The 25,828-nt window shown below is 39.1% G+C and carries 33 protein-coding genes; 21 read left to right on the top strand and 12 right to left on the bottom strand.

Annotated features, from left to right (window positions below; all coding sequences use genetic code 11):
* Positions 1-143 precede the first annotated feature (143 nt).
* Positions 144-719: a poly-gamma-glutamate hydrolase family protein gene (locus ACFX4E_RS12845; RefSeq protein WP_028409253.1), complete on the top strand. Its 576-nt coding sequence runs from the start codon at positions 144-146 to the stop codon at positions 717-719.
* On the opposite strand, the gene ACFX4E_RS12840 is transcribed toward ACFX4E_RS12845, so the two are convergent.
* The gene (locus ACFX4E_RS12840; protein ID WP_098965183.1) at positions 670-1,224 is read right to left on the bottom strand and encodes an HAD-IIIA family hydrolase; all 555 of its coding nucleotides are present in this window, start codon (positions 1,222-1,224) and stop codon (positions 670-672) included. The genes ACFX4E_RS12845 and ACFX4E_RS12840 overlap by 50 nt on opposite strands.
* Positions 1,225-1,372: 148 nt before the next feature.
* Between ACFX4E_RS12840 and ACFX4E_RS12835 the strand changes: the two genes are divergently transcribed.
* Positions 1,373-2,695, top strand: coding sequence for an AlbA family DNA-binding domain-containing protein (locus ACFX4E_RS12835; protein WP_028409251.1), 1,323 nt, complete (start codon positions 1,373-1,375; stop codon positions 2,693-2,695).
* A gap of 157 nt (positions 2,696-2,852) precedes the next feature.
* Positions 2,853-2,999: a hypothetical protein gene (locus ACFX4E_RS12830; protein WP_165351766.1), complete on the top strand. Its 147-nt coding sequence runs from the start codon at positions 2,853-2,855 to the stop codon at positions 2,997-2,999.
* A gap of 38 nt (positions 3,000-3,037) precedes the next feature.
* Here the strand turns inward: ACFX4E_RS12830 and ACFX4E_RS12825 are convergent, their stop codons facing one another.
* Positions 3,038-3,481: a hypothetical protein gene (locus tag ACFX4E_RS12825; protein WP_028409250.1), complete on the bottom strand. Its 444-nt coding sequence runs from the start codon at positions 3,479-3,481 to the stop codon at positions 3,038-3,040.
* Between the two features lie 118 nt (positions 3,482-3,599).
* On the opposite strand from ACFX4E_RS12825, the gene ACFX4E_RS12820 reads away from it, so the two are divergent.
* The 9 genes from ACFX4E_RS12820 (at position 3,600) to ACFX4E_RS12780 (ending at position 9,057) form a co-directional block, all read left to right on the top strand.
* Complete coding sequence (locus ACFX4E_RS12820; protein ID WP_013057868.1) at positions 3,600-3,818, top strand: DUF1659 domain-containing protein; 219 nt, start codon at positions 3,600-3,602, stop codon at positions 3,816-3,818.
* A gap of 15 nt (positions 3,819-3,833) precedes the next feature.
* Positions 3,834-4,046, top strand: a complete 213-nt coding sequence (locus ACFX4E_RS12815; protein ID WP_028409249.1) for a DUF2922 domain-containing protein — start codon at positions 3,834-3,836, stop codon at positions 4,044-4,046.
* A 55-nt stretch (positions 4,047-4,101) separates the two neighbouring features.
* Positions 4,102-4,239, top strand: a complete 138-nt coding sequence (locus ACFX4E_RS12810) for a YvrJ family protein (RefSeq protein ID WP_013083928.1) — start codon at positions 4,102-4,104, stop codon at positions 4,237-4,239.
* Positions 4,240-4,323: 84 nt separating this feature from the next.
* Complete coding sequence (locus ACFX4E_RS12805) at positions 4,324-4,737, top strand: BlaI/MecI/CopY family transcriptional regulator (protein WP_028409248.1); 414 nt, start codon at positions 4,324-4,326, stop codon at positions 4,735-4,737.
* A 3-nt stretch (positions 4,738-4,740) separates the two neighbouring features.
* A complete protein-coding gene (locus ACFX4E_RS12800; RefSeq protein ID WP_028409247.1) occupies positions 4,741-5,592 on the top strand; it encodes a M56 family metallopeptidase in 852 nt (283 codons plus the stop codon).
* 36 nt (positions 5,593-5,628) lie between these two features.
* The gene (locus ACFX4E_RS12795; protein ID WP_377259016.1) at positions 5,629-6,336 is read left to right on the top strand and encodes a DsbA family protein; all 708 of its coding nucleotides are present in this window, start codon (positions 5,629-5,631) and stop codon (positions 6,334-6,336) included.
* Positions 6,336-6,746: a disulfide oxidoreductase gene (locus tag ACFX4E_RS12790; protein WP_098432216.1), complete on the top strand. Its 411-nt coding sequence runs from the start codon at positions 6,336-6,338 to the stop codon at positions 6,744-6,746. The genes ACFX4E_RS12795 and ACFX4E_RS12790 overlap by 1 nt, the downstream gene beginning before the upstream one ends.
* 1,077 nt (positions 6,747-7,823) lie before the next feature.
* Positions 7,824-8,306 (top strand): DUF2243 domain-containing protein, encoded by a 483-nt coding sequence (locus tag ACFX4E_RS12785; protein ID WP_377238354.1) that lies wholly within the window; start codon positions 7,824-7,826, stop codon positions 8,304-8,306.
* Entirely contained in the window at positions 8,299-9,057 is a 759-nt protein-coding gene (locus ACFX4E_RS12780) for a cytochrome c oxidase assembly protein (protein ID WP_028409243.1), read from the top strand. The genes ACFX4E_RS12785 and ACFX4E_RS12780 overlap by 8 nt, the downstream gene beginning before the upstream one ends.
* A 38-nt stretch (positions 9,058-9,095) precedes the next feature.
* On the opposite strand, the gene ACFX4E_RS12775 is transcribed toward ACFX4E_RS12780, so the two are convergent.
* Positions 9,096-9,980, bottom strand: coding sequence for a YitT family protein (locus ACFX4E_RS12775; RefSeq protein ID WP_098248075.1), 885 nt, complete (start codon positions 9,978-9,980; stop codon positions 9,096-9,098).
* A gap of 301 nt (positions 9,981-10,281) precedes the next feature.
* Between ACFX4E_RS12775 and ACFX4E_RS12770 the strand changes: the two genes are divergently transcribed.
* Together ACFX4E_RS12770 and ACFX4E_RS12765 are read left to right on the top strand one after the other, a co-directional pair.
* Positions 10,282-10,407 carry a hypothetical protein gene (locus ACFX4E_RS12770; protein WP_013057857.1) on the top strand — a complete coding sequence of 42 codons (126 nt, stop codon included), beginning with the start codon at positions 10,282-10,284 and terminating at the stop codon, positions 10,405-10,407.
* A 98-nt stretch (positions 10,408-10,505) separates the two neighbouring features.
* Positions 10,506-10,979, top strand: coding sequence for a hypothetical protein (locus tag ACFX4E_RS12765; protein WP_013057856.1), 474 nt, complete (start codon positions 10,506-10,508; stop codon positions 10,977-10,979).
* A gap of 28 nt (positions 10,980-11,007) precedes the next feature.
* Here ACFX4E_RS12765 and ACFX4E_RS12760 read toward each other — a convergent pair whose 3' ends face one another.
* Entirely contained in the window at positions 11,008-11,466 is a 459-nt protein-coding gene (locus tag ACFX4E_RS12760) for a GyrI-like domain-containing protein (RefSeq protein WP_028409241.1), read from the bottom strand.
* Between the two features lie 242 nt (positions 11,467-11,708).
* Entirely contained in the window at positions 11,709-11,936 is a 228-nt protein-coding gene (locus ACFX4E_RS12755; RefSeq protein ID WP_013057853.1) for a hypothetical protein, read from the bottom strand.
* Positions 11,937-12,064: 128 nt separating this feature from the next.
* On the opposite strand from ACFX4E_RS12755, the gene ACFX4E_RS12750 reads away from it, so the two are divergent.
* Entirely contained in the window at positions 12,065-13,063 is a 999-nt protein-coding gene (locus tag ACFX4E_RS12750; RefSeq protein ID WP_028409240.1) for an NADP-dependent oxidoreductase, read from the top strand.
* Between the two features lie 38 nt (positions 13,064-13,101).
* Here the strand turns inward: ACFX4E_RS12750 and ACFX4E_RS12745 are convergent, their stop codons facing one another.
* A complete protein-coding gene (locus ACFX4E_RS12745; RefSeq protein ID WP_377579744.1) occupies positions 13,102-13,734 on the bottom strand; it encodes a YitT family protein in 633 nt (210 codons plus the stop codon).
* Positions 13,735-14,151: 417 nt separating this feature from the next.
* Here ACFX4E_RS12745 and ACFX4E_RS12740 point away from each other — a divergent pair, with 417 nt between their 5' ends.
* Positions 14,152-14,976 (top strand): 5'-nucleotidase, lipoprotein e(P4) family, encoded by an 825-nt coding sequence (locus ACFX4E_RS12740; RefSeq protein ID WP_377238352.1) that lies wholly within the window; start codon positions 14,152-14,154, stop codon positions 14,974-14,976.
* A 388-nt stretch (positions 14,977-15,364) separates the two neighbouring features.
* Here the strand turns inward: ACFX4E_RS12740 and ACFX4E_RS12735 are convergent, their stop codons facing one another.
* Positions 15,365-15,934: a GNAT family N-acetyltransferase gene (locus tag ACFX4E_RS12735; RefSeq protein WP_025751097.1), complete on the bottom strand. Its 570-nt coding sequence runs from the start codon at positions 15,932-15,934 to the stop codon at positions 15,365-15,367.
* A 312-nt stretch (positions 15,935-16,246) separates the two neighbouring features.
* On the opposite strand from ACFX4E_RS12735, the gene ACFX4E_RS12730 reads away from it, so the two are divergent.
* On the top strand, positions 16,247-17,038 hold the full coding sequence (locus tag ACFX4E_RS12730; RefSeq protein WP_013057848.1) for a sulfite exporter TauE/SafE family protein: 792 nt from the start codon (positions 16,247-16,249) through the stop codon (positions 17,036-17,038).
* A 30-nt stretch (positions 17,039-17,068) separates the two neighbouring features.
* Here ACFX4E_RS12730 and ACFX4E_RS12725 read toward each other — a convergent pair whose 3' ends face one another.
* From ACFX4E_RS12725 to ACFX4E_RS12715, 3 genes are all read right to left on the bottom strand, one after another.
* Positions 17,069-17,794 (bottom strand): class D sortase, encoded by a 726-nt coding sequence (locus ACFX4E_RS12725; protein ID WP_028409236.1) that lies wholly within the window; start codon positions 17,792-17,794, stop codon positions 17,069-17,071.
* 1 nt (position 17,795) lies between these two features.
* Positions 17,796-18,932: a processed acidic surface protein gene (locus ACFX4E_RS12720; RefSeq protein WP_098579644.1), complete on the bottom strand. Its 1,137-nt coding sequence runs from the start codon at positions 18,930-18,932 to the stop codon at positions 17,796-17,798.
* 343 nt (positions 18,933-19,275) lie between these two features.
* Positions 19,276-19,407 carry a hypothetical protein gene (locus ACFX4E_RS12715; RefSeq protein WP_013057845.1) on the bottom strand — a complete coding sequence of 44 codons (132 nt, stop codon included), beginning with the start codon at positions 19,405-19,407 and terminating at the stop codon, positions 19,276-19,278.
* 335 nt (positions 19,408-19,742) lie between these two features.
* Here ACFX4E_RS12715 and ACFX4E_RS12710 point away from each other — a divergent pair, with 335 nt between their 5' ends.
* The 4 genes from ACFX4E_RS12710 (at position 19,743) to ACFX4E_RS12695 (ending at position 24,673) form a co-directional block, all read left to right on the top strand.
* Positions 19,743-20,300 (top strand): thioredoxin family protein, encoded by a 558-nt coding sequence (locus ACFX4E_RS12710; protein ID WP_377238349.1) that lies wholly within the window; start codon positions 19,743-19,745, stop codon positions 20,298-20,300.
* A 382-nt stretch (positions 20,301-20,682) separates the two neighbouring features.
* Positions 20,683-22,326 carry a glutamate/serine transporter AimA gene (locus ACFX4E_RS12705; RefSeq protein ID WP_377259013.1) on the top strand — a complete coding sequence of 548 codons (1,644 nt, stop codon included), beginning with the start codon at positions 20,683-20,685 and terminating at the stop codon, positions 22,324-22,326.
* 432 nt (positions 22,327-22,758) lie between these two features.
* A complete protein-coding gene (locus tag ACFX4E_RS12700) occupies positions 22,759-23,382 on the top strand; it encodes a LysE family translocator (RefSeq protein ID WP_377238347.1) in 624 nt (207 codons plus the stop codon).
* Positions 23,383-23,827: 445 nt separating this feature from the next.
* Positions 23,828-24,673 carry an N-acetylmuramoyl-L-alanine amidase family protein gene (locus tag ACFX4E_RS12695; RefSeq protein WP_377238346.1) on the top strand — a complete coding sequence of 282 codons (846 nt, stop codon included), beginning with the start codon at positions 23,828-23,830 and terminating at the stop codon, positions 24,671-24,673.
* Positions 24,674-24,720: 47 nt separating this feature from the next.
* On the opposite strand, the gene ACFX4E_RS12690 is transcribed toward ACFX4E_RS12695, so the two are convergent.
* Together ACFX4E_RS12690 and ACFX4E_RS12685 are read right to left on the bottom strand one after the other, a co-directional pair.
* Positions 24,721-25,038, bottom strand: a complete 318-nt coding sequence (locus ACFX4E_RS12690; protein WP_013083905.1) for a DUF3243 domain-containing protein — start codon at positions 25,036-25,038, stop codon at positions 24,721-24,723.
* Positions 25,039-25,261: 223 nt separating this feature from the next.
* Positions 25,262-25,768 carry a PCYCGC motif-containing (lipo)protein gene (locus tag ACFX4E_RS12685; RefSeq protein ID WP_098248084.1) on the bottom strand — a complete coding sequence of 169 codons (507 nt, stop codon included), beginning with the start codon at positions 25,766-25,768 and terminating at the stop codon, positions 25,262-25,264.
* Positions 25,769-25,828: the final 60 nt, after the last annotated feature.

Here is a 25,828-nt window from a genome sequence, read left to right as displayed (position 1 = left end):
AAAAAATTTTTGTGCACACTAAAATATAAAGTATAAAAACAAAAATAAATGAGTAAACAAAGGGTTAATCCCTTTACTATATGAAGAAAAAGGAAAAATAAAGCCTGGGTATATTAAGATAAAAGAAAGGTGTGAAGAAACGGATGAGGGATGTGTATCAAAGTTTTCAAGAATTATCTCAGTGTGAACGAGCCGGAATCGATTACGAAATAGAATGTGTCATTCGCCGGAGGGAAATTGTCGTGCTTGCGATTCATGGAGGAACGATGGAAATTGGGACAGAAGAAGTAGCGGAAAAAATAGCAGAAAAGCTGAATGCAACCGTGTACGTATTTAAAACGCTGAAAACAGAAAATCCGTTTGAATTGCATGTTACGTCTGCAAACTACGATGAAGAAATGGCGCGTCATCTTGTTAAAAAATCAGAAGTCACGATTTCTCTTCACGGTGCCTATAGCGATGTCTGCACGACTTATATCGGAGGAAGAGACGAAGAGTTAGAAAAAGCGGTGCGTCATGCGCTCTCAGGTTTTCCGATCAGTGAAACGCCCGTGCATTTAAAAGGCGTTTCACCTCGAAATATCGCCAACGGCAATCAGCGGCATAAAGGACTGCAGCTTGAAATCACCACTCCGCAGTATGAACAATTATTACAGAATAATCAGCTGTTTAACGAGTATGTGAATGCGGTAGTATCAGCTGTGAACTCAGTGATGTAAAGATAAATTCAACAGCTTCCTGTATATTAGCTGCAATAAAGGTTGCTTGTACGTCAGCCCATTTTTCCCGTGCATGTAATGTGTCGTGCCCAGCTCCTGTTAACACTAAAATACATTGTGCCCCTGCTGCATGGGCCGCTACGAGATCTTTCCACCGGTCGCCAATCACGATGCAGTTAGCCAAATTCAAGCTGTGCTCCTCGGCTGCTTTTAACAGCATGCCTGGCCTTGGTTTGCGGCACGAACAATTGTCCGAATCTTCATGAGGACAAAGGTAAACATCATCAAATCCAAAAGATAAAAGTTCAGAGAAAAACTGTGATTTCTTTACCTTTCCTTTTGCAATATCGGGCTGATTGGTAAAGGAAAACAGCGGAATGTTTTGTTTCTTTATGTCGATAATCGCTTGCTTTGCTTGGGGGAACAGCTGAAAATCACCTGGATATTGTATTTCATTACTGCCGCCAATGGTTCCGTCTCGGTCTAAAAATATTGCTTCAATCATATTCTTCACCTCTTTTTCTATCATAATATAAAACAGGATTAATTTGGTAAAAACTTTGTTTTTTGAAAAAAATCAAAGAAATATGACTGTCTTTTTACTTCTCATCATATGGATAAGTTAAATAGAAATGGTGAGGAGGGGAAGACAAGTGAACGAAGAATCGTTTTATTCACCATTTATAAGCGAAGAAGGAAAGAAAAAAACAATTGGAGAAATTGAGTTTTCAGATGTGCAGCGCATGATGGAAAAACATTTAGAAGAAGGCTATCAGCTTGAGTTCAAGCGCGAAGTAAGCTCAACGGTCAAACGGAAAATCCCAAATATCATCGCTTCGTTTGCCAATGAAAAAGGAGGGTGGCTTATTTTTGGCGTAGATGAAGACGACCATTCCATTAACCTGCTCGAGCGCAAGGAATATGAGCTGTTTATTAATAATATGCTTAAAGATGTCACCAATCCCATTCCTCGTATCGTTACGCGTTTTTTATCACCTGAAGATCACCCCGGGCAAGGTGTTTTTGTTATTTGGATTCCTGAAGGTCCGAACCCTCCGTACATGTCTTACGGGAAAATTTACAGAAGAATTGGAAGCGGCACATCTCCTGTTACGGAAATCGATGACCGCTATCATTTAGATCGACTCTATCAAAAATCCGAGGATCAAACGCAGCGAATAGAGGACTTTTGCACAAAAGAACTGTCTATCTATAACAGAAAATGGCAGATGCACGGGAAAAGCTATATTCATTACGGGATGTGTAATATGTACGTGCTGCCACTATATGATTTGCATTTAGTTGAACAAATGGAAGAAGAACGGTTAAAGCAATATATTTTAAGCAAGTCTAGCGAACCCAAACACTATTGTTTGGACGAGGAAAGTACGGTGATGCTGCATACACCGTTTGTTAAAGCCTCTTATTCAGCGGAATCCATCATTTTTCGAAGCACAGATGTGATTGATGCGTATGATAAAACAATTGCGTGGGAGCAGTTTTATAACGGATCAGCTAAGTTTCATATTCCTATTCCGTACATGGAAGAATCAAAACAAATTCATGACGTATTAAAGTCAAGGATTTCAAGCTACATCGATGAGACGATTTTTGAGCAGTTTCAATATATAAACGGACCCTTTTTTCTCACATCTTTAATCAGCTGCATCGGCGGATACATCGATTGTATGATGGAATTAAAAGCGGAGCTGGAAGATATGATTATTGTCATTGACTTAGAGAACGTTCGAAACGATGTGCTTTACTTTCCGCATGAGCAATTTCAAACATTTCTGGAAGGAGAAGGGCTCGTCTTTTCAGATAAAAAGCAATACCGATTTAATCGATCATTTAAAACGACAAAATTAGGAGGGAATTTGGAGCTTCTTGCCTACGTTGATTATATCGTGACAGCGTTTGGCCTTTCAAAAAACCAGTCCATTGACTTCCTTAAACACTCGTTAAATCAAGGATAAAATATACAATTTTTTGACAATAACTAAAAAAATGACAAAAGTGAAAAAAAGTATGATAATATCTTTCGTAAGTAATGAGCAAGTAAAGAAGAGAAAGGGGACTCTTTTTTACGGATGCCGTTGCTAGGTAGGGTTAAACATAAGGGGAGAAAAGGCAATGAAAAAAGCGACATCCATACTTCTAATTGTCCTAGCACTGGCTGGGTTAGGAGGAGTATGCGCTGCTTATTACCATCTGGAGCAGCAAAAGCAAACGGAAGAAATGACGTATGAACAGAACTACATAACCGTAAGAAATGCATGAAAAAACCAGCCGATCGGCTGGTTTTTTTGGGTTTCAAGTCATAGTAAGTAAAATAAAGATTTTGCTTGTTCAGTTTTTTTAAATAACTCCAATGATGTATAGACGCAAAATAGAAAGCCAACGCTTGAAAAAACAAAAAACAAGCGGAGAAAAGGGCGTTTTTTTTGAATGCGAAAGTACGTAAAAACAACGAGTGAACATACAAGCAGTACGCTCATAGCAGCAAATCGAATCGCGAGGTCTGCTAAATCATCAACCGTACGCTGAAACAATTTTAGCGTTTCATCGTTCAAATCAGTCTCAGGAATGTTCGTTTTGTCTTGCTGATTTAACACCCCTACATCCCATTTTTCTCGACTATAATCATGAGAAACCGTGTAGTAAAACGGACCAAGCTTTTTTTCATCTGCACCGTCGTCAGCAAGTGCTGAAGCTGGATGCATGAATGCTAGAACAAAAAATAAAAAGCTCCACTTTCTCATTACCAAAGCCTCTTTCTAACTCAGACTATCTCCCATTATAAACCAAAAATTTTTATGTTTCCATCATCCCTCTTTCCTATTTCCATTTCTATATATAAAGTGAAAGGGGGAATAAAAGATGGCAGAAAAAATTCAGCATTCAAGCCAGCTTCGCTTAGTATTAGAACAAGGAATAAAAGAGGATGGAAAACCCGATTTAAAGACCAAATCCTATATGAACATTCAGCCTGGAAGTTCTGCAGATGCACTCATTACAGCAAGCGAAACCATTGCCAGCCTGCAGTCGCTGCCGCTTGTTGAAATCAACGAAGTTGTCACGTTTTCACTTTTAAAATAAGAAAAGAGGTAGAGTATGAAAACTTTAACGATGCAGTTTTTAAATGAGTCACAAAAAGCAGTAAGTCTATCGATTGAATCACCAAAAGATACGTTAGACGCAGCAGCCATTGCAGCAGCAATGAACGCGCTGATCGCAAGCGATGTCTTTACTTCAAGCGGCGGAGCGCTCGTTGGCAGAAAAGGCGCCCAAATTGTCGAGCGAAATGTAACCGAATTTACGATTTAAAAATGAAAGTCCTTCCACTTCGGTGCGAAGGGCTTTTTTAAAAGGAGAGAGGAAGATGACAGAGTGGTTTACGCTTATCTCAGACGTTGGTTTTCCCGTTGTGGTGACGCTTTATTTACTTCACCGAATTGAAGCCAAGCTCGATACAGTTGTGCTATCCATTCAGCATTTAACCGACGAAGTAAAAAAGTGATTATGACAATTGTAAGGCAGTTGTCATGGAAAAGTTGACGGATTTGACACCTCACACTACAATTAGTAGTGTGAGGTGTCAAATATGAAAATTGAAAAATTCAAATTTAACGAAACCGGCCTTAATCGCTTTTTTGGCCCGCTGGAAGCAAAAATTATGACGGCTTTATGGGACGGAAGTGAAATGTCCATTAAAGATGTGCAGCACGTGCTTGAGAAAGAAAAAGCAGTGAACTTCAACACCGTTATGACCGTTATGAATCGATTGGTGGAAAAAGGCGTGTTGCAAAAGCGTTTAAAAGGACGTACGTCGATGTATCAGCCGATTCTTTCTAAAGAGGAATTTATCGACGCTCAGTCGAAAGAGTTAACGCACGAATTGATCGACGAATTTGGCTCGCTTGCTGTTACTCATATGCTTGATGCGTTAGAAGAGGTCGATGATTCACTGTTAAGCATGCTCGAATCAAAAGTCAAACAGTTAAAAAAGGATGAATAATCAATGAATCAAGGAATACTAAAGCGTTCTAAGCTTATTTTTAACCTGTGCTTTTTTATTGCCGTGACGTTGCTTATGCAAATGGGCATGTATGTGCTGCATTTGCTGTTTGGATGGAATTTATCGTTTAACTTAATTTTACTTTGTAACAAAGTAGCCCACTTTTTCGGCTTGTTTTTTATTGAATACATGCTGAATGCGGTTATTTTTCATACGATGTTTGTACTGTTCATTAAAGCTGTAAAGCAAGTGATTCAAATGCGGAAAGTCCGTAAAATGATTACGAAGCTGCGAAATGAAACAACAACGGCTCGCCTGCAAAAAGCGTACGGAAAGAATGTAACAGTTTTAACAACAGATCAGCCCATTGCATTAACAATGGGGTTGTTTACACCGCACATCGTTCTGTCTACAGGGTTGCTCTCAGTGCTTGATGAAAATGAACTAGAAGCTGTTATTTATCACGAGCAGTCACACGTTGCAAACAAAGATCCGCTCAAAACATTTTTACTCAGCACGCTTGCTTCTGCATTATGGTATATTCCGTTTATTAAATGGAGCCATAAACGTTTCAAAGTCATGCGTGAAGTGCTGGCTGATCAAGATGCCATTGTGAAAAACGGTACGTCTGCTCACATCGGCAGCGCCCTTTTAAAAATGGTTAAAACGGGACAGACAAGTCTTTCGTGTGCGCACGTATCGTTTGCTGATACGTCGGTTAATTATCGCATTCAATATATTTTAAATCCGGAAACGAAAATGCCGATGCAGCCTCCTGTTATTTTAACGCTGACGTCGCTATACGTGTTTTTTATTTTGTGCGCGCTAATTTTTACAGCTCTAACAGCTTTGTAAGTTTGTAAGAGAGAAAGAAAAGAAGGAGATGAGATTGTGTCAAAAGCAAAGAAAAAGAAAAAAGTAACGCCCAATCAGCAAACGCCCTCAAGCAAGTGGATTTTTTGGGTGATTGGAATTATTGCGGTCTGTATTTTAGGATTAATCGTCCTTTCGAATATGTCAAAGGGCGGAGGAGATGAAAAGGCCGCTCTTACATATGATAATCAGCCGTATCTTGGAAAAGAGTCAGCTCCGGTAGAAGTGGTAGAGTTTGGAGATTACAAATGCCCGGCTTGTAAAAACTTCACGGAATCTTTTTTCCCGCTGATTCAAAAAGATTATGTGGATACAGGTAAAGTGAAATTCTACTTTATGAACTATGCGTTTATCAACAACGACTCCTCTCGTGCAGCAGAGTTTGCCGAGACGGTATACAAAGAGCTTGGGAACGATACATTTTGGAAATTCCATGAACTTCTTTATAAAAAGCAAAACGCAGCGGATGAAAAGAAAGATGTCTTAACGGAATCTTACTTAGAAGATACGCTGAAAGAAGTATCTAGCGATGCCGATGCGAAAAAAGTAGCGAGTGCTTTTAAAGACGGAAAAGGAAAAAATGCGTTTGATCAAGATATGAAGACAGCCAATGATTTAGGCATTACGGGTACACCAACGATTTATGTAGGCGGCAAAAAATTTGAAGGAAAAACAATCGATGACTTTGATCAAATGGTCAAAGATGCGGCTAAGGAGAACAAATAATGAACAAGTCTTTGGTTTTCGGGTGGATTACAGCGCTTATCGCGATGCTTGGAAGCTTGACGTTTAGTGAAGTTCTTCACTTTATCCCGTGTGAACTTTGCTGGTATCAGCGAATTTTAATGTATCCGCTCGCGATTGTGCTAGGTGTAGCCGTGTACCGGAATGATACGTTCATCTACAAATACGTTCTGCCGTTTTCTGTGATTGGTATGACGCTTTCAGGCTATCATTATTGCCTGCAGAAGATACCGGCTCTTAAAGCATTTGAAACGTGTACAAGCGGTGTTCCTTGCTCAGGTCAATATATTAACTGGCTTGGGTTTATCACCATTCCTTTTTTAGCGTTTATCGCGTTTACCATCATTACAATTATGATGCTTGTTCTTCGCAAGCAGACGAAAAAAGCTTAACCTCCGGGTTAAGCTTTTTTGTATGAAAACAAAAAAAGTCCCGCTTCCAAGAAGCGGGTGCAAATAGGGTACATCTATGAAAAATGATGAAATTGTTTTGACAAGAACAGTATATAAAAGAAAAGTGAAAAAACGGTGAAAAGAGAAAAGCTTTTTTGAAAAACAAGGAGAAAAATATGTTTTTCTTATAAAAAAAGCCCCGCTCACAAAAAGCGGGGAATAAATAGGGGTCATTTATGAAAAATGATGAAATTGCTTTGACAAACTTAGTATACAAAAGAAAAGTGAAAAAACGGTGAAAAGATGGAAGCTTTTAGAAAAAATAAAAAAAGACCTGTTTTTGGGAAACAGGTCACTAGAAAGGGAGTAAAACTATAAAAAATATGCTAATTGGCTTTACACATACTATCTTACCGCCCAATAGTGAAAAAACAGTGAAAAGAAACATCAAACAAAAAAAGACCTGCTCTGGGGAAGCAGGTCTTCACAAAGGAGTAAAACTATGAAAAAAATATGCTAATTGGCTTCGCAAGTACTATCCTATACCTTTATGGTGAAAAAATGATGAAAAGAGAAACGGAATATAAAAAAAGACCTGCTCTGGGGAAGCAGATCTTCAAAAGGAGTAAAACTATGAAAAAAATATGCTAATTGGCTTCGCAAATACTATCCTATACCTTTATGGTGAAAAAATGATGAAAAGAGAAACGGGATATAAAAAAAGACCTGCTCTGGGGAAGCAGATCTTCAAAAGGAGTAAAACTATGAAAAAATATGCTAATTGGCTTCGCAAGTACTATCCTATACCTTTATGGTGAAAAAATGGTGAAAAGAGAAACGGGATATAAAAAAGACCTGTTTTGGGGAAACAGGTCTTTAGAAAGGGAGTAAAACTATGAAAAAAATATGCTAATTGGCTTCGCAAGTACTATCCTATACCTTTATGGTGAAAAGATAGTGAAAACGATATTAGGATATAGCTCCTATTTTTCCATATTATAGATTCATTTCTCTTTAATAGGGTATACGTTCATTAGAATCGATATAAACTTAAAGAGCTGCCAGGGAGGTATATATATGGAAAAGAAACACGAAGCAACTGCAAATCAGCGCGTGGTTCATCGCACTCGAAATAGCTGGTCAGGCTTTTTGTTTGGCGTAGGGTTAGTTGCTTTTATTGATGAAGCAGTGTTTCATCAGCTGCTTCATTGGCATCATTTTTATGATAAATCCACAACGGCCGCTGGTTTAGTGTCGGACGGTTTGTTTCATGCGTTCAGCTGGTTCGCTACAATTGCATCACTTTTTATGGTGGCAGATCTAAGGCGCCGAGGCGGCTGGTGGGTGAAAAGGTGGCTAGGAGGAGTATTGCTTGGAGCCGGGGCGTTTCAGCTTTATGACGGGACCGTGCAGCACAAGCTTATGGGACTTCATCAAATCCGGTACGGAGTGAAGATCGCACCTTACGACATTACATGGAATTTACTTGCATGTTTGATGCTGCTTATTGGCATCATGTTAACATGGTTTACACGTAAACAAGGTGCACATCATGATTAAATATGAAGTATTATCTCAGCTTTTATTAGCCCTGCCTTTTGTCGCTGCCTTTTTTTTATACATGTGGGCTGTAGCTTCTTCGAATGCAACGTATAGAAAATGGTCATTATATAGGACGTCCAGCTGGACACTTGGTATTTTATGCGCCATATTTTCTGTAGCCGGACCGCTCGCAGCCCGTGCTCATATGGACTTTACTGCGCATATGACGGGGCATTTGCTTTTAGGTATGCTAGCTCCGCTTTTAATGGCGTTAGGAGCACCTCTTACGCTGCTGCTTCGCACGCTTCCGGTTCATGCAGCCAGAAAAGTGTCAAAACTTTTAAAAGGACGGTTTGTTCGGTTCATCAGCAGTCCAGTGACAGCTTCTGTTCTTAACGTAGGAGGACTTTGGATTCTTTATACAACAAGTCTGTATGGCATGATGCATCACTCTTTTTTCGTACATGTCGCTGTACATATTCACGTGTTTTTAGCCGGCTATTTATTCACCGTATCGATGATTTCAATCGATCCTTCGCCGCATCAAAAAACTTTTACGCACCGAGCGTCCGTATTGGTTCTTGCTCTTGCCGCTCACGGTATTTTATCAAAATATGTGTATGCTCACCCGCCTATGCACGTCTCGGCGGAAGGGGCGCAGCAAGGGGCTATGCTGATGTATTACGGAGGCGATTTAATCGACTTATGTTTAATTGTGCTTCTTTGTTATGAATGGTTTAAGCGGGTTCAAAAAGTATCTCTTATATAAAAAACGCGCAGAAAGCATGGTGCTTTCTGCGCGTTTTTTTAGTGAATGTTTCGTTTTTTAAAGCGTCCTCCGCGGACTTCGGTAATATCTGCAACGGCTAAAAAGGCAGTAGGGTCAAAATCTTCAACAATGGTTTTTAGCTTTGATTCTTCAAGGCGCGTAATGATGCAGAAAATCACTTTTTTATCATCGCCCGTATAAGCACCTTCACCGTGCAAATAGGTAACGCCTCGACCTAGACGCGCATTAATCGCATCGCCGATGTCATCAGAATGATCACTAATAATCCAAGCTGATTTTGATTCTTCCAATCCTTCTACAACCGTATCAATGGCTTTAGCTGCAATGATGTACGCAAGGATGGAATACATGGCGCGGTCCCAAGTGAACACAAATCCCGCTGCTCCTAAAATGAAGAAGTTGAAAAACATCACAATTTCTCCTACAGAAAACGGAATTTTTTTACTGATTAAAATGGCAAGTATCTCCGTGCCGTCAAGCGCTCCGCCGTAGCGAATTACGAGTCCAATTCCAATTCCAAGAATAATCCCTCCAAAAACGGTAGCAAGAAGAACGTCTGCGGTAAACGCGGGGACTTTATGAAACATAGAAGTTAAGATGGATACAACCAGTATGCCAAAAATAGTGGAAATGGCAAATGTTTTCCCCATTTGCTTGTACCCGATAAATACAAACGGAAGATTTAGTACAAAAAGAAAGATTCCTAGATTTACCCCAGTAATATGCGAAAGCATGATGGAAATACCGGTAATTCCTCCGTCGACAACGTGGTTTGGAACAAGGAAAATCTCAAGTCCTGTGGCCATGAGCAGGGCACCGATCGCAATAGCGATGGCCCTTCCAAATACCTGTCCCTTGGACAGCTTTCGGTGCTGAATTTTCGCTTTTTCGAGTTCTGTCATTTGCATGTCTCCTTTGATGTCTCCTATGTATTTCTCACTTTAGAAAAGTGAAACTATCTTTAATTATACCTTACTATGCACAATTAGTGGGGATAGACGGCTTAATTACTTGTTTCACCATATAAAAAAAGCCTGCTTCAGAGTCATAAGCAGGCTTTTTAAGGAGTAAAACGATGAAAAAAGATAGTTGGCTTCACGGCTTTAACTATATAGAAACTTGATGAAAAAACAGTGAAAATGCCGGCATGTGCGCCAAGAAAATCGGGGATACTAGTTAAAAAAGCCAAAAGGAGATGACGAAATGAGCGTGTGGATGATGTATAATCACTTGATGCATTCGCAAACCTTTTTAAGCAGCGTATTAATTAGCGGTATTCTTCTTGTCAGCGGAGGATTTGTGTACGGCAGAATAATGAGCAAAAAGTGAACCTAATATTGCCACGGATAGGTTGTTGATGGAAGATGCTCACTAGTAGCTTGGTTAATGTTATACTTGCTCCATAAGCTTAGCGTGGAGGTGTCAGCATGAGCAAGCATCATGATTTAACAGCATCATACGGAGAATCGTTAGTGACGTGTGAACATCAGTTTGAAGCTAGCTATTACTATCATCAAGTGCGCGAACAGTGCATGAATCACATTCATGAAATAAGCAAAGCGGTAGATGAATTCACCGTTGATTTTACAGATGAAAGTTTGAAAATATTAGAGCTTCTTTACTATGATCTAGAAGACAGCAATTGTTTTGACTATTTTTCGATGACAAAAGAAGAATTCGAAGAGTGTATGGGCGTATACTTTGGTGAGGTGGTTACGTCTACTATTGACGAAGCGCGCTGGGTTGTGAAAGAATATCCGCTTATGGAAAACAAGTATGTGACCGGAATTGAAAAAGGGAATCTTTCACTCATGTTTCCCCACGGCTTTTTTAACCATAAAGAGCGTCATCCAGAGTGCGTTTTTACTCTTTACCATTTATATAAACAGCTGCAAAAATAGGAAAAAGGTGAACTTACGTTCACCTTTTTTATTGTCCCAGCTTTATGGGAATATAAATATCCATTTCATATGTATCACTATATAAATTGCTGTGTATAGCTGTATTTACAATTTCAAGAGCAGGACCTTCAATCATGCTGTAAGGAGAGTTCGGCAGCCATTCATTCCAGATGCTGTTGTACGTCGACCCGAGCGATGTAATGGGACCTCTGTGTTTAAACTGCAGGTATGTAAACGAAGGAAACGTATGAACGCTCATACCATTTGGAATACAAGCCGTATCAGCCACTTCTGTCCCTGCAATATAAAAATAATTTTCTTTTTTCGGAGCCATGCAAATGCCTGTAATCATATGAGGTTCTTTTGAAGAGCTAATCATTTCTTTTTCTTTAAGTATTTGCTTCAAAAGATTCTCTTTTTGATACTCTCCGTTTTTTGCTATGCCTATCACTGAAAATCCTTCTTTATATACAACTTTACCTTGCATAATCCACCTCGAATTTTTCAAGCTCTAGCTTTTATTCTATCAATCATAAATTACTTTACCGTGATTGTAACATAATCTTAAGTAGATATCGATGCAGAAAATGGAACATGAGCAAAGCTTCAAACACATGCTTAAGTTGCTCTATTTATTACATAAAAACAGCGCGGGAATTCGCGCGCTGTTTTTGCTGATGCAACACTTTATTTATATAACGTTTAGGAAGAGTAAATCCGGGAAACTCCTTAATATAAGTCAAAATGGTAGCTAAACCAGTAGTCGTCCTGCACATTCTTTGTGTTTGAAGCAACAATATGCTCATGACCTTGTTCATCCGTGGCAATCCAATTATAGTTGATATCCATTTTAATCGGATACATATTGCCTTTTTTAAACAAAATAACGGGGGGAGTTACTTCAACAAACTCGTTTAGTTTTTTAACAACATTTTCTTTACAGCGAATTAGCTCCATGTCTTTTTCTCCTTCGGTGTTATTGCACAATCATATTTTTTGCGTTGTGCACAATATATAATTTAAAATAACAAAGGTAAGTTTAGCACATTTTACAAAAAACAGAGAAATAAAAAGGAGCGATATCGATGAATGAACAAATTTTATTAGCAGAACGCCCAAAAGGAATGCCAACAAAAGATACATTTAAATACGAAAAAATTGAAATGCCTACAGCAAAAGAAGGCGAGGTACTTGTTCAAACACTGTATCTTTCTGTTGATCCGTATATGAGAGGACGCATGAACGATACAAAATCATATGTTCCTCCATTTGAGCTAAACGCACCGCTTGCAGGCGGCATTGTAGCACGCGTAACGGAATCAAAATCAGATCGCTTTAAAGAAGGCGATATCGTGACGGGTATGCTTCCTTGGAAACGCTATTCAGCTGCAGAAGCAAAAAACTTACAGAAAGTTGATCCAGAGCTAGCGCCAATTACAACGGCTATCGGGGTTCTTGGTATGCCTGGTCTCACAGCTTACTTTGGACTGCTTGAAATTGGTCAGCCAAAAGAAGGCGAAACAGTAGTCGTTTCCGGTGCAGCAGGTGCTGTTGGATCTGTTGTTGGTCAAATCGCTAAAATTAAAGGCGCACGTGTTGTCGGCATCGCAGGTTCTGAAGATAAAATTGCTTATTTAAAAGATGAGCTCGGATTTGATGAAGTGATTAATTATAAAAAAGGAAATGTAAAAGAAGCATTGAAAGAAGCGTGTCCTAATGGCGTTGATGTTTACTTTGAAAACGTCGGTGGAGAGATTTCAGATGCAGTTGTTAGCTTATTAAATAAATTTGCGCGCATTCCGCTTTGCGGCCAAATTTCACTGTATAACTTAGAAAAACAAGACGTTGGGCCACGTGTTCAAACACCTTTATTAATTAACAGTGCGTTAATGAAAGGCTTTATCGTAGCCGACTATGCAGACAAATTCCCTGAAGGCATTAAGCAGTTAGGCGAATGGGTGCAGCAAGGGAAAATCAAGTACAGCGAAAACGTTGTAGAAGGTTTTGAAAATGTACCTGAAGCGTTCCTTGGTTTATTTGAAGGAGCAAACTTAGGAAAACAACTTGTAAAAGTAGCAGAATAAGCGTAAAAACCGTGCGGGATCATTCCCGCACGGTTTTTTTACATGGTTGAAGCCGTTTGTTGTTTCGTTTCTTCTTCCATATGTTCACCAGTTCGTTCGATTGGCGAGCGTTTGTGATAGCGTCCAAGCAGTCCTGTCATGATGAAGATACCGATTAACGAATAAAGAACTTGAACTACGCCGAATACCACCGTTGCAGAGCCTACAATCAACACATCTGTCAAAAGCATTGTTTTACCTGGATTAATGCCAAATCGTTTATCAAGAAACACGCATAGCATGTTGATGCCGCCAAGAGAAGAGCCGTGGCGAAACAAAAAGATTAGTCCAATGCCGACAATAATGCCGCCCAAAACCGCGGCTACAAGCGGATGCGGAAGCGCAAATGAAAAGTTGGCAGCTAATAAATCGGACATCACTGACATCAGGCTAACGCTGATGAAGCTTTTTATCGTAAATTGCAGTCCAATTTGTGTAAGAGCCATAAAATAAAACGGTAGATTGATAATAAAGAACAATACCCCAAATGAAATACCGGTTAAATGCTGCAGCACGATGCCAAGTCCTGCCGTTCCGCCAATAACGAGGTTAGAAGCGGTTAAAAATTGAATTCCGATGGCAACGCATAAGCAGCCAAAGGTAATCCATCCCCATTGTTTTACGTGATTCATATCTCCATCCCCTTTTGTATATTTATACAATACTTTCGATAGAAAACACCGTCTTTTAATTCACAAAATCTATTTTACTATATATCTTTTCAAAAAAAAGCACTTTTGTGAGAGAATCTAACACAAGATAAAAAGTTAGATAATTCAGATTTATTAAGTTGTTTTGGAGCAAATTAATGATAAATCGATATGTTTCTAAAAAAAGATTAAAAAGAAAGAATGAAAAAAACGGATTTTGGAAAATGTATAAACAAATATTTGGATAATGGTTAAAAAAAGGGAGAAAACATTAGTTAAAACGAACTATTTAACTTTACATTTAAAATATTATTCGTCTTTATATTGATTTTTTGTGTATTTAAGGTAATATATAACATTATTAGAATGAAAATATGTAGAGATGGATGTGGATGCGAAATGAATAAGAAATTATCAGCGTTGACAGGGGTGGCTGTACTTGCTTTTTCACTGACGGCATGTGCCCCTCAACAGGAAAAAGAAGCGTCTGCTGAGAAAAAAGAACCCACTCAACACCTAGCTGATCAGCAAATCATGGCGGACGCTTGGTATCAAACATCCGGCGAAATGAAAGCTTTGTATTACCAAGGTTACAATACGGGCAAGCTGCGTTTAGATGAGGCGCTTGCAAAAAGTACCGATAAAAAGCCTGCCATTATTTTGGATTTAGATGAGACTGTGCTTGATAATAGTCCATTTCAAGCATCAGCAATCAAAACCGGCAAAGGATTTCCTTATAAGTGGGATGAGTGGGTGCAAGCAGCAAAAGCGAAAGCAGTACCAGGTGCTGTTGATTTCTTGACGTATGCGGATCAAAAAGGCGTAGATATTTACTATATTTCGGGCCGTACAACTTCTCAGCTTGAGGCAACAATTAAAAACTTAAAGAATTTACATATTCCTCAAGCAACCAAAGACCATGTGCTATTAACGGGTCCAAAAGATGAAGGAAAAGAAACGCGTCGTCAAAAAGTAGCGACAAATCATAATGTAGTTCTGCTGTTTGGTGATAACTTATCTGATTTTAGCGGCTTTGATAAAAAGTCCATTACTGATCGAAATAAGCTTGTAGAGGAGCAAAAAGAAGCGTTTGGCCAAAAGCTAATCGTATTTCCAAATCCAATGTATGGAGATTGGGAAGGAGCTATTTATAACTACGACTACTCAATTTCGGACAAACAAAAAGCTAAGCTTCGCCGCGAACAGCTTCAGTATTTCAATTGAAAAATAGGTTGAAACATAACGAAATCGCTCCAATCAAAAGGCGAACAAATTGGATACATGAGCTGAACCGCTTGTTACACCGCTGTTGATTTCCGTACAAGACTTCGCTTTCCGCGGGCGGCCGATGAGCCTCCTCGTCGCTTCTCTCCTGCGGGGTCTCATCTATTCCGCTTTTCCCGCAGGAGTCTTCGTCTCGCCCTCCAATCAACAGCTGGTAGAATGAAACCTATGTTCACCATCACAATAAAAAATCCGAACGAGGTTGATTCTTCATTAAGAATCAACCTCGTTCGGATTTCTCTTCAACTCACATATTGTTGTCCCAGCTTCTTTTAATCTTTTTACTATACCCTATTTAAACGATAGCTTGTCCAAATGATCCTGCCTTTTAAGAAAGAAGCCAAGGAGCATAAGGAGCTTGCTTCCACTCGTGTTTTAACATGCCATAAATCACAAGGTCATGGTAGTGATCATATAGGTATTCACCTTCTCTGCAAATGCCTTCTTCTGTAAAACCTAGGCGCGCAGGGATGGCTTTACTTTTTTCGTTATTAACGCCGCAGCGTATTTCGACTCGATGAAGGTTTAGCGTATTAAATGCATAGTTCAGGCATCCGTGTACGGCTCTTGTCATAATACCTTTTCCTTGAAAATCATGTCCAATCCAATAGCCGAGACTTGTACTTTTGTTTCCCCAATTAATTCCGTGAAAACCAATCATCCCGGCGATTTCTCCGTAGTACCGAATGATGGCCTGGAATCCTTGGTTATTATAATATTGAGCTCTCCATTCAGGGATGAGTTCATCATAGTCAGCAATACTTTGCATGCTATCTACCCATGGGAGCCATTCTTTTAGGTAAGGTCTTGACTCGTTAATAAGAGAAAGCAAGGGGAAAGCGTCAGTTGATTCAATCAAATGCAAACTAACTTCGTCATCAATTTTGTATTCAAACATACGAAAGCCTCCTGTGATGATGGGCCTGCTGAGATAAGCGTAACGTGTAGGCAGTTCTAACATCTAGTTTTTCTTTATTCTACCACAAGTAACAGAAGGGAGAACGAGGAAGTTTAGGCTAAAAGTAAATAACGCATAAAGTCGATAGGATTTTAATGATTAAAAAAATTAATAATTGAAAGCACTTTTATCAATATTTTTACAGAAAAGAAGCATATACAGTGATACAATGGAAGAAGAGATAAGGCGTTGTAAGTATACATACTTTCTAACAAACATGATATTGGATTGATAAAAGCAGGTGGTAAAAACATGGATGTACAACTATTAATAACGGTATTTGCACTCGGGTTTTTCGGGTCATTTTTAGCAGGTATGCTTGGAATTGGAGGATCAGTTGTTTTGTATCCGCTGCTGCTATTTGTTCCGCCTCTTGTAGGAGTGGGAATGTTCAGCGCGCACGAAGTAGCTGGTATAGGAGCCGTGCAGTCGCTGTTTGCGTCTGTTTCAGGAGCTCTTGCTTACAAAAAGGGCGGCTATTTGAATAAACCGTTAATTTTATATATGGGTATCAGCGTCTTAGTTGGCAGTCTCATTGGTTCAACGCTATCAAACTCGTTTTCAGAAGGAATGATCAATTTCATTTACGGCGTGATGGCAACAATTGCTGCAGGATTAATGTTTATGCCCAAAAAAAATAATCCAGCGGCCGATTCATTCGAAGTGACGTTTTCAAAACCTTTGGCAGCAGCTCTGGCGTTTTTAGTTGGAATTTGCGGGGGGATTGTTGGAGCAGGGGGCGCATTTTTACTTGTTCCTATTATGATTACCGTGTTAAAAATTCCTGTGCGCGTAACGATTGCAAGCTCATTAGCCGTGACGTTTATTTCGTCTATGGGAACAACATTTGGTAAAGTAATGACGCATCAAGTCCTTTTGCTTCCGGCGCTTATGATTATTGGAGCAAGCTTACTAGCAGCTCCAATCGGCGCTTTTGTCGGGCAAAAGACGAAGGTAGCGTCACTGCAAGTTATCTTAGCGATCGTTATTACGGCGACTTCGCTGAAAATATGGTTTGATTTACTAATGAAATCTATTCATTAAAAAAAGCTGCCTTTTTAAGGACAGCTTTTTTTATTTTGTTGTTGATGACACAAGGTGAGCGACTAAAATATAGCGTTCAGGTGCTGAACCAACGTAATTAAACGGATAACAGGTGCTGACGGTTAAAGTGGCTCTAGGCTTCGGCACAATAACAGTCCGGTCATCCGCATCAACGATTCGTACTTTGTTCACTTTGTATGTGAAGGTGCCTGCTGCCGTGTTCACCACGAGCGAATCGCCTTCACCCACGTCGCCAAGCTTACGAAAAACCGTATCGCGATGTCCTGATAGAACAGAATTGTCGTTTTGACCAGGCAGCACACTTCCTGCAAAATGACCCACGCCTTTTTCTAATTCATCTTCGTTCGTACCGTGATAAATCGGCAGCTTAGCGTTTAATTTAGGGATATATAATTCTCCCATTAAATCACCGATTTTCGGCTGTTTCGGGTAAGACACATTTGACACTTTCGGCTTTTTTTCCGGGCTAGCAGTACGAGAGTGTACCGTTTTTTTAGCTTCAACAGAAGAAGCTTCAGCAGAAGAGTCTGCTGTTGAAGAATCCTTGCTTTTAGAAACTGAAGCTGCGGCTGGTTCTTCTGTATCCATTGTTTTAAATGCCAAATAGCCTCTTGCAAATTTATAGGCGTTTGTGGTCGTAAACCAAAGACCAAAGCAAATGACGGCGGCTAAAAGGGAAAGAACAATCAACCGCTTTTTGCGATTGATTGTTCTTCTTGTTTTTCTTGGTTCCATTTTATGCGCGTCTCACTTTGCGGAAAAGAACAAAGCCAGCGGCTACAAGCACTAATCCAATTAATGTATTTGTTACATAATTAGAAGCCGTTTCCGGAAGTTTTCCGCCTTTAACGGTTTTTTGTACAGCGCCATTCGTTTGTTTCTTTACAGGTTCTTGTTTCTTTTCTACTGCTGGTTTTTGCGCTTGAGCTGGTTTTGCTGCAGCTTCAGCAGATTTTTCCACTTCTTTTCCTGTGTCTGTGATGATATCAGAATTAAACATATCGCCTGTGATCACCATGTCTGCTAAAAATTTACCGTCTGTTGTATAAAGAGAAATTTTTAGACTTGCATTTTTTAATTCTTCTAAGTTGATTAAATCAGTAAGAGAAAGCGGTCTTTCATTTCCGCCTTGTACAAGTGAAAACTTAGCGTCTAAATGGAAGATTGATAGCATTTCTTTATAAATAGACATTAATTCAGCGATTTGATCAGCAGATAATTCTGTTGCTGTATCAAAATCTTCGAATGCGGCTAAGCGCTCGCCTAATTGATCTAAGCGGTTAAGCGTTGCTTCGTTTGAAAGCTCATCTTCTAACGATGTAAAATGTGCTTCAATTCGATTTAATTCTTCTGAAGTTAAGCCTAATTCAGACTGCATAAACGATAGTAAGCCGCTTAAATCTTCTTCGCTTAATAATTCATCATCGTAAGAAGCGTCTTCTTCGTCATATGACTCATCATCTTCATACCAGTCGTCGCCCTCTAGATAGAAGCCAACATCCTCGTATAAATCATCTAGGTACACATAGTCGTCTAAGCTTTGACCGTTCTCTTTTAATAGCGCATTTAAGCTTGTTTTGTCTAAGTCAAAATCTGCATACACATCTTGCACGTTATGTAAGTCAGCTGCAATTGGTTCACCTAAAAAATCTTCTAAATCTGCGATTGTATCGAAGTTTTCAAGACTTTCATCGTACAGTGAAAGCGAATATTCAACGTCGTCTTTGGTTACTTCAAAGCCTCGCGTTTGGCTTACCGATTTTAAATACTTGTTGAAATCTGCGTCAAATGTTGACGCTGCTGCGAATGAAGACGTTGGAAATAAGCCAACAAACAGCAGAAATGATAATAGTATTGCCCCCAGTTTTTTCATCAATTTTCTCCTTTTTTTACGTTTTCTACAAGATTATATATGAAGAGTTATAAATTTACAATATATACTTATATTATATATACCTTGAATATAGTGGTAATTTAAGGGATTTATAGAACTATATATTTTGAGAACACTGTACGAAAGGGAGTGGAAAGCCCTAGATAGAAAAAGGAGGAAATAAAGAAAAAGGTTTATAATTTTTTTTAACAGAGGCAGAAATATAAAAAAGTATCAAAAAAGAACAGCACTTAGAAGCTGTTCTTTTTGAAATGATATGTAAGCCTTAGCATAGATAGTTGAAATTCGATACCGTTCCGCTTTAGAAAAAGGTGGTTACGAGTTATGATTTTAGTAAGGATAGTGAAGAAAAGTGAGAGCGCGGTTTTGTCAGCTCTATTTTGATTCCTTTTAGCCTTAAACGTTCTACAAACTGTTTGCGTTTTTTTCGCTTTTCATGCGGGGATTGATTCATATTTGCCTCATCCTCCATATTTAGTCAAGTAGCTAACATATCATTATCATAATCAAAAGATGACGGTTACACAATAAACATTCTCAAATATTCACAAAGATTTAAAATTTGTTACATTGATAGTGTACATGTACCCCATTCTCTTTTTTTATAACATCTCAATGTGCTGTTTTTAAATTGAAGTTTTGTAAATCCTGTCGCAGGCTAAAAAACGCGCTGACTTTTATATTTTGATTCACTGTGCTTAAAAGCTATACTAGTAGTGCGTATAGAAAAGAGTAAAACGAATTTTTACATCTCATCTATTCGTATACAAAAAAGAAAGAGGGATTTTGATGAAAACAGAACAGCAGTATTTTGAAGAAGGAAAATCAATTCAAACATATATGAACGACATGAGTACATTAAAAGAGGAAAGTTTAGCTGTTTATGAACAATTTCAGCTTCCTAAAGATGGACTGGCTGACAAACTAAAGGCTCACAAGCTTCATTTCTTAGCGATTACTGAAGATTGGTGCGGAGATGCGATGATGATTAACCCAATCATTCGTAAAGTAGCTGAAGCTGCCGGTATCGATGTGCGCGTTGCACTGCGAGATGCGGACACCGAATTAATTGACCGCCACTTAACAAACGGAGGACGTGCCATTCCGATTATTTTAATTTTTAATAATGAAGGGACGCTACTTGGGAAGTGGGGCCCCCGTGCTCCCGAAGTTCAGCAAATCGTCGATGAGCTTCGTGCCACGCTTCCTTCAAAAGAAGATCCTTCGTTTGAAGAAAAACAAAAAGAAGTCTTTTCTTCGTTACGAAGAAGATATAAAGAAGAACCGGCTCTTTGGTCTTATGTTTATAACAGCTTTAAAGAAAGGGTATTAGCTATTGTGAAATAACTTAAAAAAGCAGGATAAAATGAAGCGCTCATTTTATCCTGCTTTTTTTCTGGTTATTGCAACAAGATCGTTTGTATATCACTTTAAGGGAAAGGCAGCTCTTATGAATGTTAGTGTTCAAAACGCGTACTTTTAATTACAAAAACGCAAAAAATTCTAAAAATAAAAATATTTTTTATTCAAAACGCGTACTTTTTAACTTGATGATGATATAATAACAAATAATAAATGAAGAAAGGGGGCGCGTAAATGAATGGAAAAGCTTTTGGTTAGTATTTTTAAGCAGCATTTTTAAAGTTCAAAATGGATTTTATTTTTTAAATTTAATGAAAGCGCTTAATAACTCACTTCTCAGAAAATATAGAAGAAAGGTGTTAGATACATGAATAACTTACATAGAAAAATGGGAACGTTTTCTCTCATGATGGTCGGTCTTGGATCTATTATTGGATCAGGATGGCTGTTTGGGGCATGGAGAGCTGCTCAAATTGCAGGCCCCGCAGCAATTGCTTCTTGGATTATTGGAATGGTTGTTATTTTATTTATAGCTCTTTCTTACAGTGAACTAGGATCGATGTTTCCAGAAGCAGGAGGTATGGTTAAGTATACGCAGTACTCGCACGGCTCATTTCTTGGCTTTATTGCGGCTTGGGCAAACTGGATTGCAATCGTATCGGTTATTCCTGTTGAAGCCGTTGCTTCTGTTCAGTATATGAGTTCATGGCCGTGGGAGTGGGCGAAATGGACAGGCAGTTTAGTAGAAAACGGGATTCTTACCGGAAAAGGCTTGGCTATTGCTACAGGACTATTAATCATTTATTTTCTTCTAAATTACTGGACCGTAGGCTTATTTTCGAAAGCTAATTCACTTATTACTGTTTTTAAGATTGTAATTCCAGGGCTTACAATTGGTGCTCTTTTATTCGCAGGGTTTCACGGAGGAAACTTTTCATCTGCAGGAGGCGTTGCTCCAAATGGATGGGCAAGCGTTTTGACAGCTGTTGCTACGTCTGGGATTGTGTTTGCTTTTAACGGTTTTCAAAGCCCTATTAATATGGCGGGAGAAGCAAAAAATCCAGGTCGCTCTATTCCGATTGCAGTAGTAGGCTCAATTTTAATTGCAACCGTGATCTATGTATTGCTTCAAATTGCTTTTATTGGAGCGGTAAATCCTTCAGAAATCGTAAAAGGATGGAGCCATCTTAACTTTAATTCGCCGTTTGCGGATCTAGCGATTGCGTTAAATATTAACTGGCTTGTTATTGTGTTATATGCCGATGCTTTTGTATCGCCATCAGGAACAGGTATCACGTATACAGCTACCACGTCACGCATGATTTATGGTATGGAAAAAAATAAATATTTGCCGAATATACTGGGACGAGTTCATCCGCTTTATGGAGTTCCTCGTCAAGCCATGTTTTTTAATCTATTTGTCTCATTCATCTTTTTATTTTTATTTAGAGGCTGGGGAATTTTAGCCGAAATTATTTCTGTAGCTACGTTAATTTCATATCTTACTGGTCCTATCACAGCTATGACGTTAAGAAAAACGGGGACCGATCTTTATAGACCTTTACGTATAAAAGGGTTAAATGTAATAGCGCCTCTTGGCTTCATCTTTGCTTCACTTACTCTTTACTGGGCAAGATGGCCGTTAACTGGACAGGTATTATTTATTATTTTAATAGGGTTACCGATTTATTTTTACTACCAAGCAAAATCAAAATGGAAAGGCTTTGGTCAAAACTTCCGAGCCGGCGTTTGGATGATTGTCTACTTATTATATATGATGACAATCTCTTGGATAGGAAGTGAAAAATTCGGGGGACTCAATATTATTAAATACGGCTGGGATATGGGTCTTATTGCAATTGTTTCACTATTCTTTTATGCTTGGGCACTTAAAAGCGGATACAAAACCGAGTATTTAAAAGAAGCCATCGACGTTAATAATGAAATGAAAGCAGCGGAAGCACAGACTGCCTCAGCTAAAGAACAGATCATAGAAAAACAAATTAAATAAGTAGTGAAAATGAGGCTGGGACAAAAGTATTTCAGTTGAAGTCAAATGCGAACTATTAATTATTTTTTGATTGGTAGTTCGTGTTTTTTTGTTGTTATGTTGAATAAAGATTTTATGTGTATAGCTGGTTCTAGCAGTTAATTGGAGGGCAAGGCGAAGACTCCTGCGGGAAAAGCGGAATAGGTGAGACCCCGCAGAAGCGCAAGCGACGAGGAGGCTCACTGGCCGCCCGCGGAAAGCGAAGCCTTGCACGGAAATCAACTGCGGTGTAACAAGCAGTCCAGCTTATGTATCCAATTTGTTTGTTTTTAGATTAGATTGATTTAGTTATGTGTCAGCCTCTTCTTTTGTGGATGAATTTTATTTTTTTGAATACTAGATAGTAAAAAATGTTATAATGGTTGGAAAAATCATGCAGGGGGAGAACGACTTATGGATATCGTATCAATCACTTCTTTTTTAGGCGTAGCCGTTTTGCTTACGGTTATGCCTGGACCTGATAACTTATTTGTTTTAGCACAAAGCATATCAAACGGTAGATATGCAGGAATCTCGACTTCATTAGGGCTTTGTACGGGCTTGCTTGGTCATATAGCTGCAGCAACATTGGGTCTATCGGCTGTTATCTATCAATCGGCTTTAGCGTTTGCTATTGTAAAATACGCTGGAGCAGCTTATTTATTATATCTGGCTTATAAGACGTTTACAGCAAAAGATTCCGCTCTCGCTGTTGAAAACAAAGAAGCGCTTGAGTACAAGGTGCTATATAAAAAAGGAGTGATTATGAATCTGCTAAATCCAAAAGTTTCGCTTTTTTTCCTTGCTCTTTTACCTCAGTTTGTTAATCATTCAACCGGACACGCCACACAGCAAATGCTCGTTTACGGCGCCGTATTTTTAGTTCAAGCGCTGATTATTTTTACGTTAATTAGTCTATTTGCAGGGAAAGTAGGGGAGTTTTTGCGAAAATCTCCGGCGCTGTCTAAGCGGCTTAATCTCGTGCAAGGCTCTATCTTTACGCTTATTGGCTTAAAAATCGCTTTTAGTGAGAAATAGCAGAAGATAAGACGGCGAACCTGCTTTTTATCTCTATTAAAAGGCGTTGACATAAGTTAGTTAAAGGGAGATCCGAACGATAAATCCAATTCGTTCGGATTTTTTTATGTCTATGGTAAAAGCAGGTTTCATGTATGCAGTTGCTTCTAGCTGGTGATTGGAGGGCAAGGGGAAGGCTCTTGCGGAAAGCGAATTCTTGCACGGAAATCAACAGCGGTGTAATGAGATTCACGCTAGCTCATTTATCCGTCTTTATTTTGTGCTTTAAAACAGCGGAGAATACCTAGCGAAATCCTGCTTTCTTGTGTGAGTTTTTTTGAATGTTTTAAGGGGACGAACCCTTCTTGTCCAATCACATATATATATAGAATGAGAGATAACACATCAGGCAAAGCCGGTGTTAATCACAAGTTCTTTCATATTATGATTGAAAGGAAAGGTTCACATGAAAAAAGTATGGCTAGATGCAGGACACGGCGGTACAGATTCAGGCGCTTTAGGAAATAATTTGCGTGAAAAAGATATTACGCTGCAGCTTGTACTACACGCGCGGGCGTATTTAGAACATAACTATTCCGTAGATGTTCAAGTAACCCGTTCAACCGATGTGTTTGTTTCATTATCAGATCGAGCGAACCGGGCTAATGCATGGGGAGCGGATATTTTTGTTTCTATGCACATTAATGCTGGAGAAGGTACTGGATTTGAAACGTATCGGTATCCATCACAAGAGGGAAGTCAATCTTCTCTTTTACAAAAAGAGCTGCACACGGAGATTTTACCAACCATGCGCAAATTTGGGACGATTGCAGATCGCGGCTTAAAAACGGCTAATTACGCTGTACTGCGTGAAACAAATATGCCAGCTGTTTTATCAGAAAACTTGTTTATCGATACGACAGCCGATGCTGAAAAATTAAAAAACGCGACGTTTCTTCGAGAAGTGGGCGAAGCACACGCGCGTGGAATTGCTAAGTATTTAAACTTACCTTCTAATGGAGTTACATTCTATACCATTCAATCTGGAGATACATTTTATAGCATTGCAAAGAAGTATAATATCACCGTTCAGCAGCTGCAGGATGCAAATCCTGGCGTAGATCCTGCAAAACTGCAAATTGATCAGCAAATTGTTCTTCCTGTCACTACGTATACTGTACAAGCAGGAGATACGTTTTATAGCATTGCGAAAAAATATAGCATGACCGTTCAGCAGCTGCAGGATGCAAATCCTGGCGTAGATCCTGCAAAATTACAAATTGGCCAGCAAATTATCATTCCAGCTGTTTAATATCTGCAAATAAAAAAGATGACACGCTGCCGTGTCATCTTTTTTATTTATTGAACTAATCTTACAAGCATATGGGCAAGGTGATGCTGCTGTTCTTTGTCTCCAACCTTCCACAGTTCGTGAAGCAGGTTTTCCTCTCGATTGCGCGGCTCTTCATGTTTGGCAAGGTAATCAGCTACTTTTTGAGCTGTTTTAGCAAGCTGTTCTTCATTCATCCCTAACTTTTCGCCTTTTGAGACCTTGTCCCCTAGATAACTTTTGAATCCTTCGAAGCTTGAGAGAATATCCTCTTTTTTCTCCTCGCTCATAGAATTAATTGCTCCTTCAACTTTTGCTGAATGATTTGTTTCTACAGAATTACTCATAGTTTTTTTCTCCTCTCATGGTTATATTTGGGTGTTAGAAAGCATATTCCCTGAGGATTCAGTAAATAAACGTCCAAATGTGTTATTTTTACATTATGGCGTTTTACAAGGACTTAAAAAGGTGAGGTCAACCGAGATTTTATCAACCAATAGTAAAATGACAAAAAAGACTTTGAATAAAGAAATCAAAGTCTTTTACTAATTTTTATTTTATACTGAAGCATCATACCTGGGGCGTAGGAGTAGGCGGGGCATAGCCTTCCTTATATTTATCATCGATTTCTTGGCGAATGTCTTCGATGCTTTTGCCTTTGCTGTAGTCTACTACAGCTTGAGCCGCTATTTCTAAACAGACGCCGCATTTTGTTCCGTGATCATCCCACGTCACTGCCCCGTTTTCTTTGTTTTCGAAGATAAAACAGTCGTAGTTGTTTTGATGATTAGCTTCTTCTCCACATCCGCAGTAGCAAGGAATGTTTTCTAGTAAGGTTTGATGCTTAGCAGCGGCTGCATAAATAAGCTGCATGTCTTCGGGCTTGTCACTTAGAAAAGAGGGAAGAGTTTCACTATTTTTTGTTTCTTCTCGCTTATCACCTAATGTGTGCTGCTGATGTTCTTTATGTTGTGTTGCTTCTGTACGTTTGCCGCCTGAACTTTCTTTACTTTCGTTTCCGCAGCCGGAGACCATGCTTGCTGCAAGAACAACTGTTATGACCTTTGATTTTATCATCAAAATGTTCATCCTTTCTTCAATTAAAGCTAGACAATAATATGTAGACCTATCATGTTA

Origin of the sequence: Priestia sp. YIM B13491, from assembly GCF_042787605.1 — a bacterium.
In the GTDB taxonomy this organism is placed as follows: Bacteria; Bacillota; Bacilli; order Bacillales; family Bacillaceae_H; genus Priestia; species Priestia megaterium_E.
Note: the sequence above shows the minus strand (reverse complement) of the source record. Positions and strands in the feature narration are given on the sequence as shown.

Bases quoted from the DNA above. Each gene is read 5' to 3' on its own strand.
- ACFX4E_RS12845 (WP_028409253.1), top strand. From the start codon at position 144: ATGAGGGATGTGTATCAAAGTTTTCAAGAATTATCTCAGTGTGAACGA.
- ACFX4E_RS12840 (WP_098965183.1), bottom strand. From the start codon at position 1,224: ATGATTGAAGCAATATTTTTAGACCGAGACGGAACCATTGGCGGCAGT.
- ACFX4E_RS12830 (WP_165351766.1), top strand. From the start codon at position 2,853: ATGAAAAAAGCGACATCCATACTTCTAATTGTCCTAGCACTGGCTGGG.
- ACFX4E_RS12825 (WP_028409250.1), bottom strand. From the start codon at position 3,481: ATGAGAAAGTGGAGCTTTTTATTTTTTGTTCTAGCATTCATGCATCCA.
- ACFX4E_RS12820 (WP_013057868.1), top strand. From the start codon at position 3,600: ATGGCAGAAAAAATTCAGCATTCAAGCCAGCTTCGCTTAGTATTAGAA.
- ACFX4E_RS12815 (WP_028409249.1), top strand. From the start codon at position 3,834: ATGAAAACTTTAACGATGCAGTTTTTAAATGAGTCACAAAAAGCAGTA.
- ACFX4E_RS12810 (WP_013083928.1), top strand. From the start codon at position 4,102: ATGACAGAGTGGTTTACGCTTATCTCAGACGTTGGTTTTCCCGTTGTG.
- ACFX4E_RS12805 (WP_028409248.1), top strand. From the start codon at position 4,324: ATGAAAATTGAAAAATTCAAATTTAACGAAACCGGCCTTAATCGCTTT.
- ACFX4E_RS12800 (WP_028409247.1), top strand. From the start codon at position 4,741: ATGAATCAAGGAATACTAAAGCGTTCTAAGCTTATTTTTAACCTGTGC.
- ACFX4E_RS12790 (WP_098432216.1), top strand. From the start codon at position 6,336: ATGAACAAGTCTTTGGTTTTCGGGTGGATTACAGCGCTTATCGCGATG.
- ACFX4E_RS12785 (WP_377238354.1), top strand. From the start codon at position 7,824: ATGGAAAAGAAACACGAAGCAACTGCAAATCAGCGCGTGGTTCATCGC.
- ACFX4E_RS12780 (WP_028409243.1), top strand. From the start codon at position 8,299: ATGATTAAATATGAAGTATTATCTCAGCTTTTATTAGCCCTGCCTTTT.
- ACFX4E_RS12775 (WP_098248075.1), bottom strand. From the start codon at position 9,980: ATGACAGAACTCGAAAAAGCGAAAATTCAGCACCGAAAGCTGTCCAAG.
- ACFX4E_RS12770 (WP_013057857.1), top strand. From the start codon at position 10,282: ATGAGCGTGTGGATGATGTATAATCACTTGATGCATTCGCAAACCTTT.
- ACFX4E_RS12765 (WP_013057856.1), top strand. From the start codon at position 10,506: ATGAGCAAGCATCATGATTTAACAGCATCATACGGAGAATCGTTAGTG.
- ACFX4E_RS12760 (WP_028409241.1), bottom strand. From the start codon at position 11,466: ATGCAAGGTAAAGTTGTATATAAAGAAGGATTTTCAGTGATAGGCATA.
- ACFX4E_RS12755 (WP_013057853.1), bottom strand. From the start codon at position 11,936: ATGGAGCTAATTCGCTGTAAAGAAAATGTTGTTAAAAAACTAAACGAG.
- ACFX4E_RS12750 (WP_028409240.1), top strand. From the start codon at position 12,065: ATGAATGAACAAATTTTATTAGCAGAACGCCCAAAAGGAATGCCAACA.
- ACFX4E_RS12745 (WP_377579744.1), bottom strand. From the start codon at position 13,734: ATGAATCACGTAAAACAATGGGGATGGATTACCTTTGGCTGCTTATGC.
- ACFX4E_RS12740 (WP_377238352.1), top strand. From the start codon at position 14,152: ATGAATAAGAAATTATCAGCGTTGACAGGGGTGGCTGTACTTGCTTTT.
- ACFX4E_RS12735 (WP_025751097.1), bottom strand. From the start codon at position 15,934: ATGTTTGAATACAAAATTGATGACGAAGTTAGTTTGCATTTGATTGAA.
- ACFX4E_RS12730 (WP_013057848.1), top strand. From the start codon at position 16,247: ATGGATGTACAACTATTAATAACGGTATTTGCACTCGGGTTTTTCGGG.
- ACFX4E_RS12725 (WP_028409236.1), bottom strand. From the start codon at position 17,794: ATGGAACCAAGAAAAACAAGAAGAACAATCAATCGCAAAAAGCGGTTG.
- ACFX4E_RS12720 (WP_098579644.1), bottom strand. From the start codon at position 18,932: ATGAAAAAACTGGGGGCAATACTATTATCATTTCTGCTGTTTGTTGGC.
- ACFX4E_RS12715 (WP_013057845.1), bottom strand. From the start codon at position 19,407: ATGAATCAATCCCCGCATGAAAAGCGAAAAAAACGCAAACAGTTTGTA.
- ACFX4E_RS12710 (WP_377238349.1), top strand. From the start codon at position 19,743: ATGAAAACAGAACAGCAGTATTTTGAAGAAGGAAAATCAATTCAAACA.
- ACFX4E_RS12705 (WP_377259013.1), top strand. From the start codon at position 20,683: ATGAATAACTTACATAGAAAAATGGGAACGTTTTCTCTCATGATGGTC.
- ACFX4E_RS12700 (WP_377238347.1), top strand. From the start codon at position 22,759: ATGGATATCGTATCAATCACTTCTTTTTTAGGCGTAGCCGTTTTGCTT.
- ACFX4E_RS12695 (WP_377238346.1), top strand. From the start codon at position 23,828: ATGAAAAAAGTATGGCTAGATGCAGGACACGGCGGTACAGATTCAGGC.
- ACFX4E_RS12690 (WP_013083905.1), bottom strand. From the start codon at position 25,038: ATGAGTAATTCTGTAGAAACAAATCATTCAGCAAAAGTTGAAGGAGCA.
- ACFX4E_RS12685 (WP_098248084.1), bottom strand. From the start codon at position 25,768: ATGATAAAATCAAAGGTCATAACAGTTGTTCTTGCAGCAAGCATGGTC.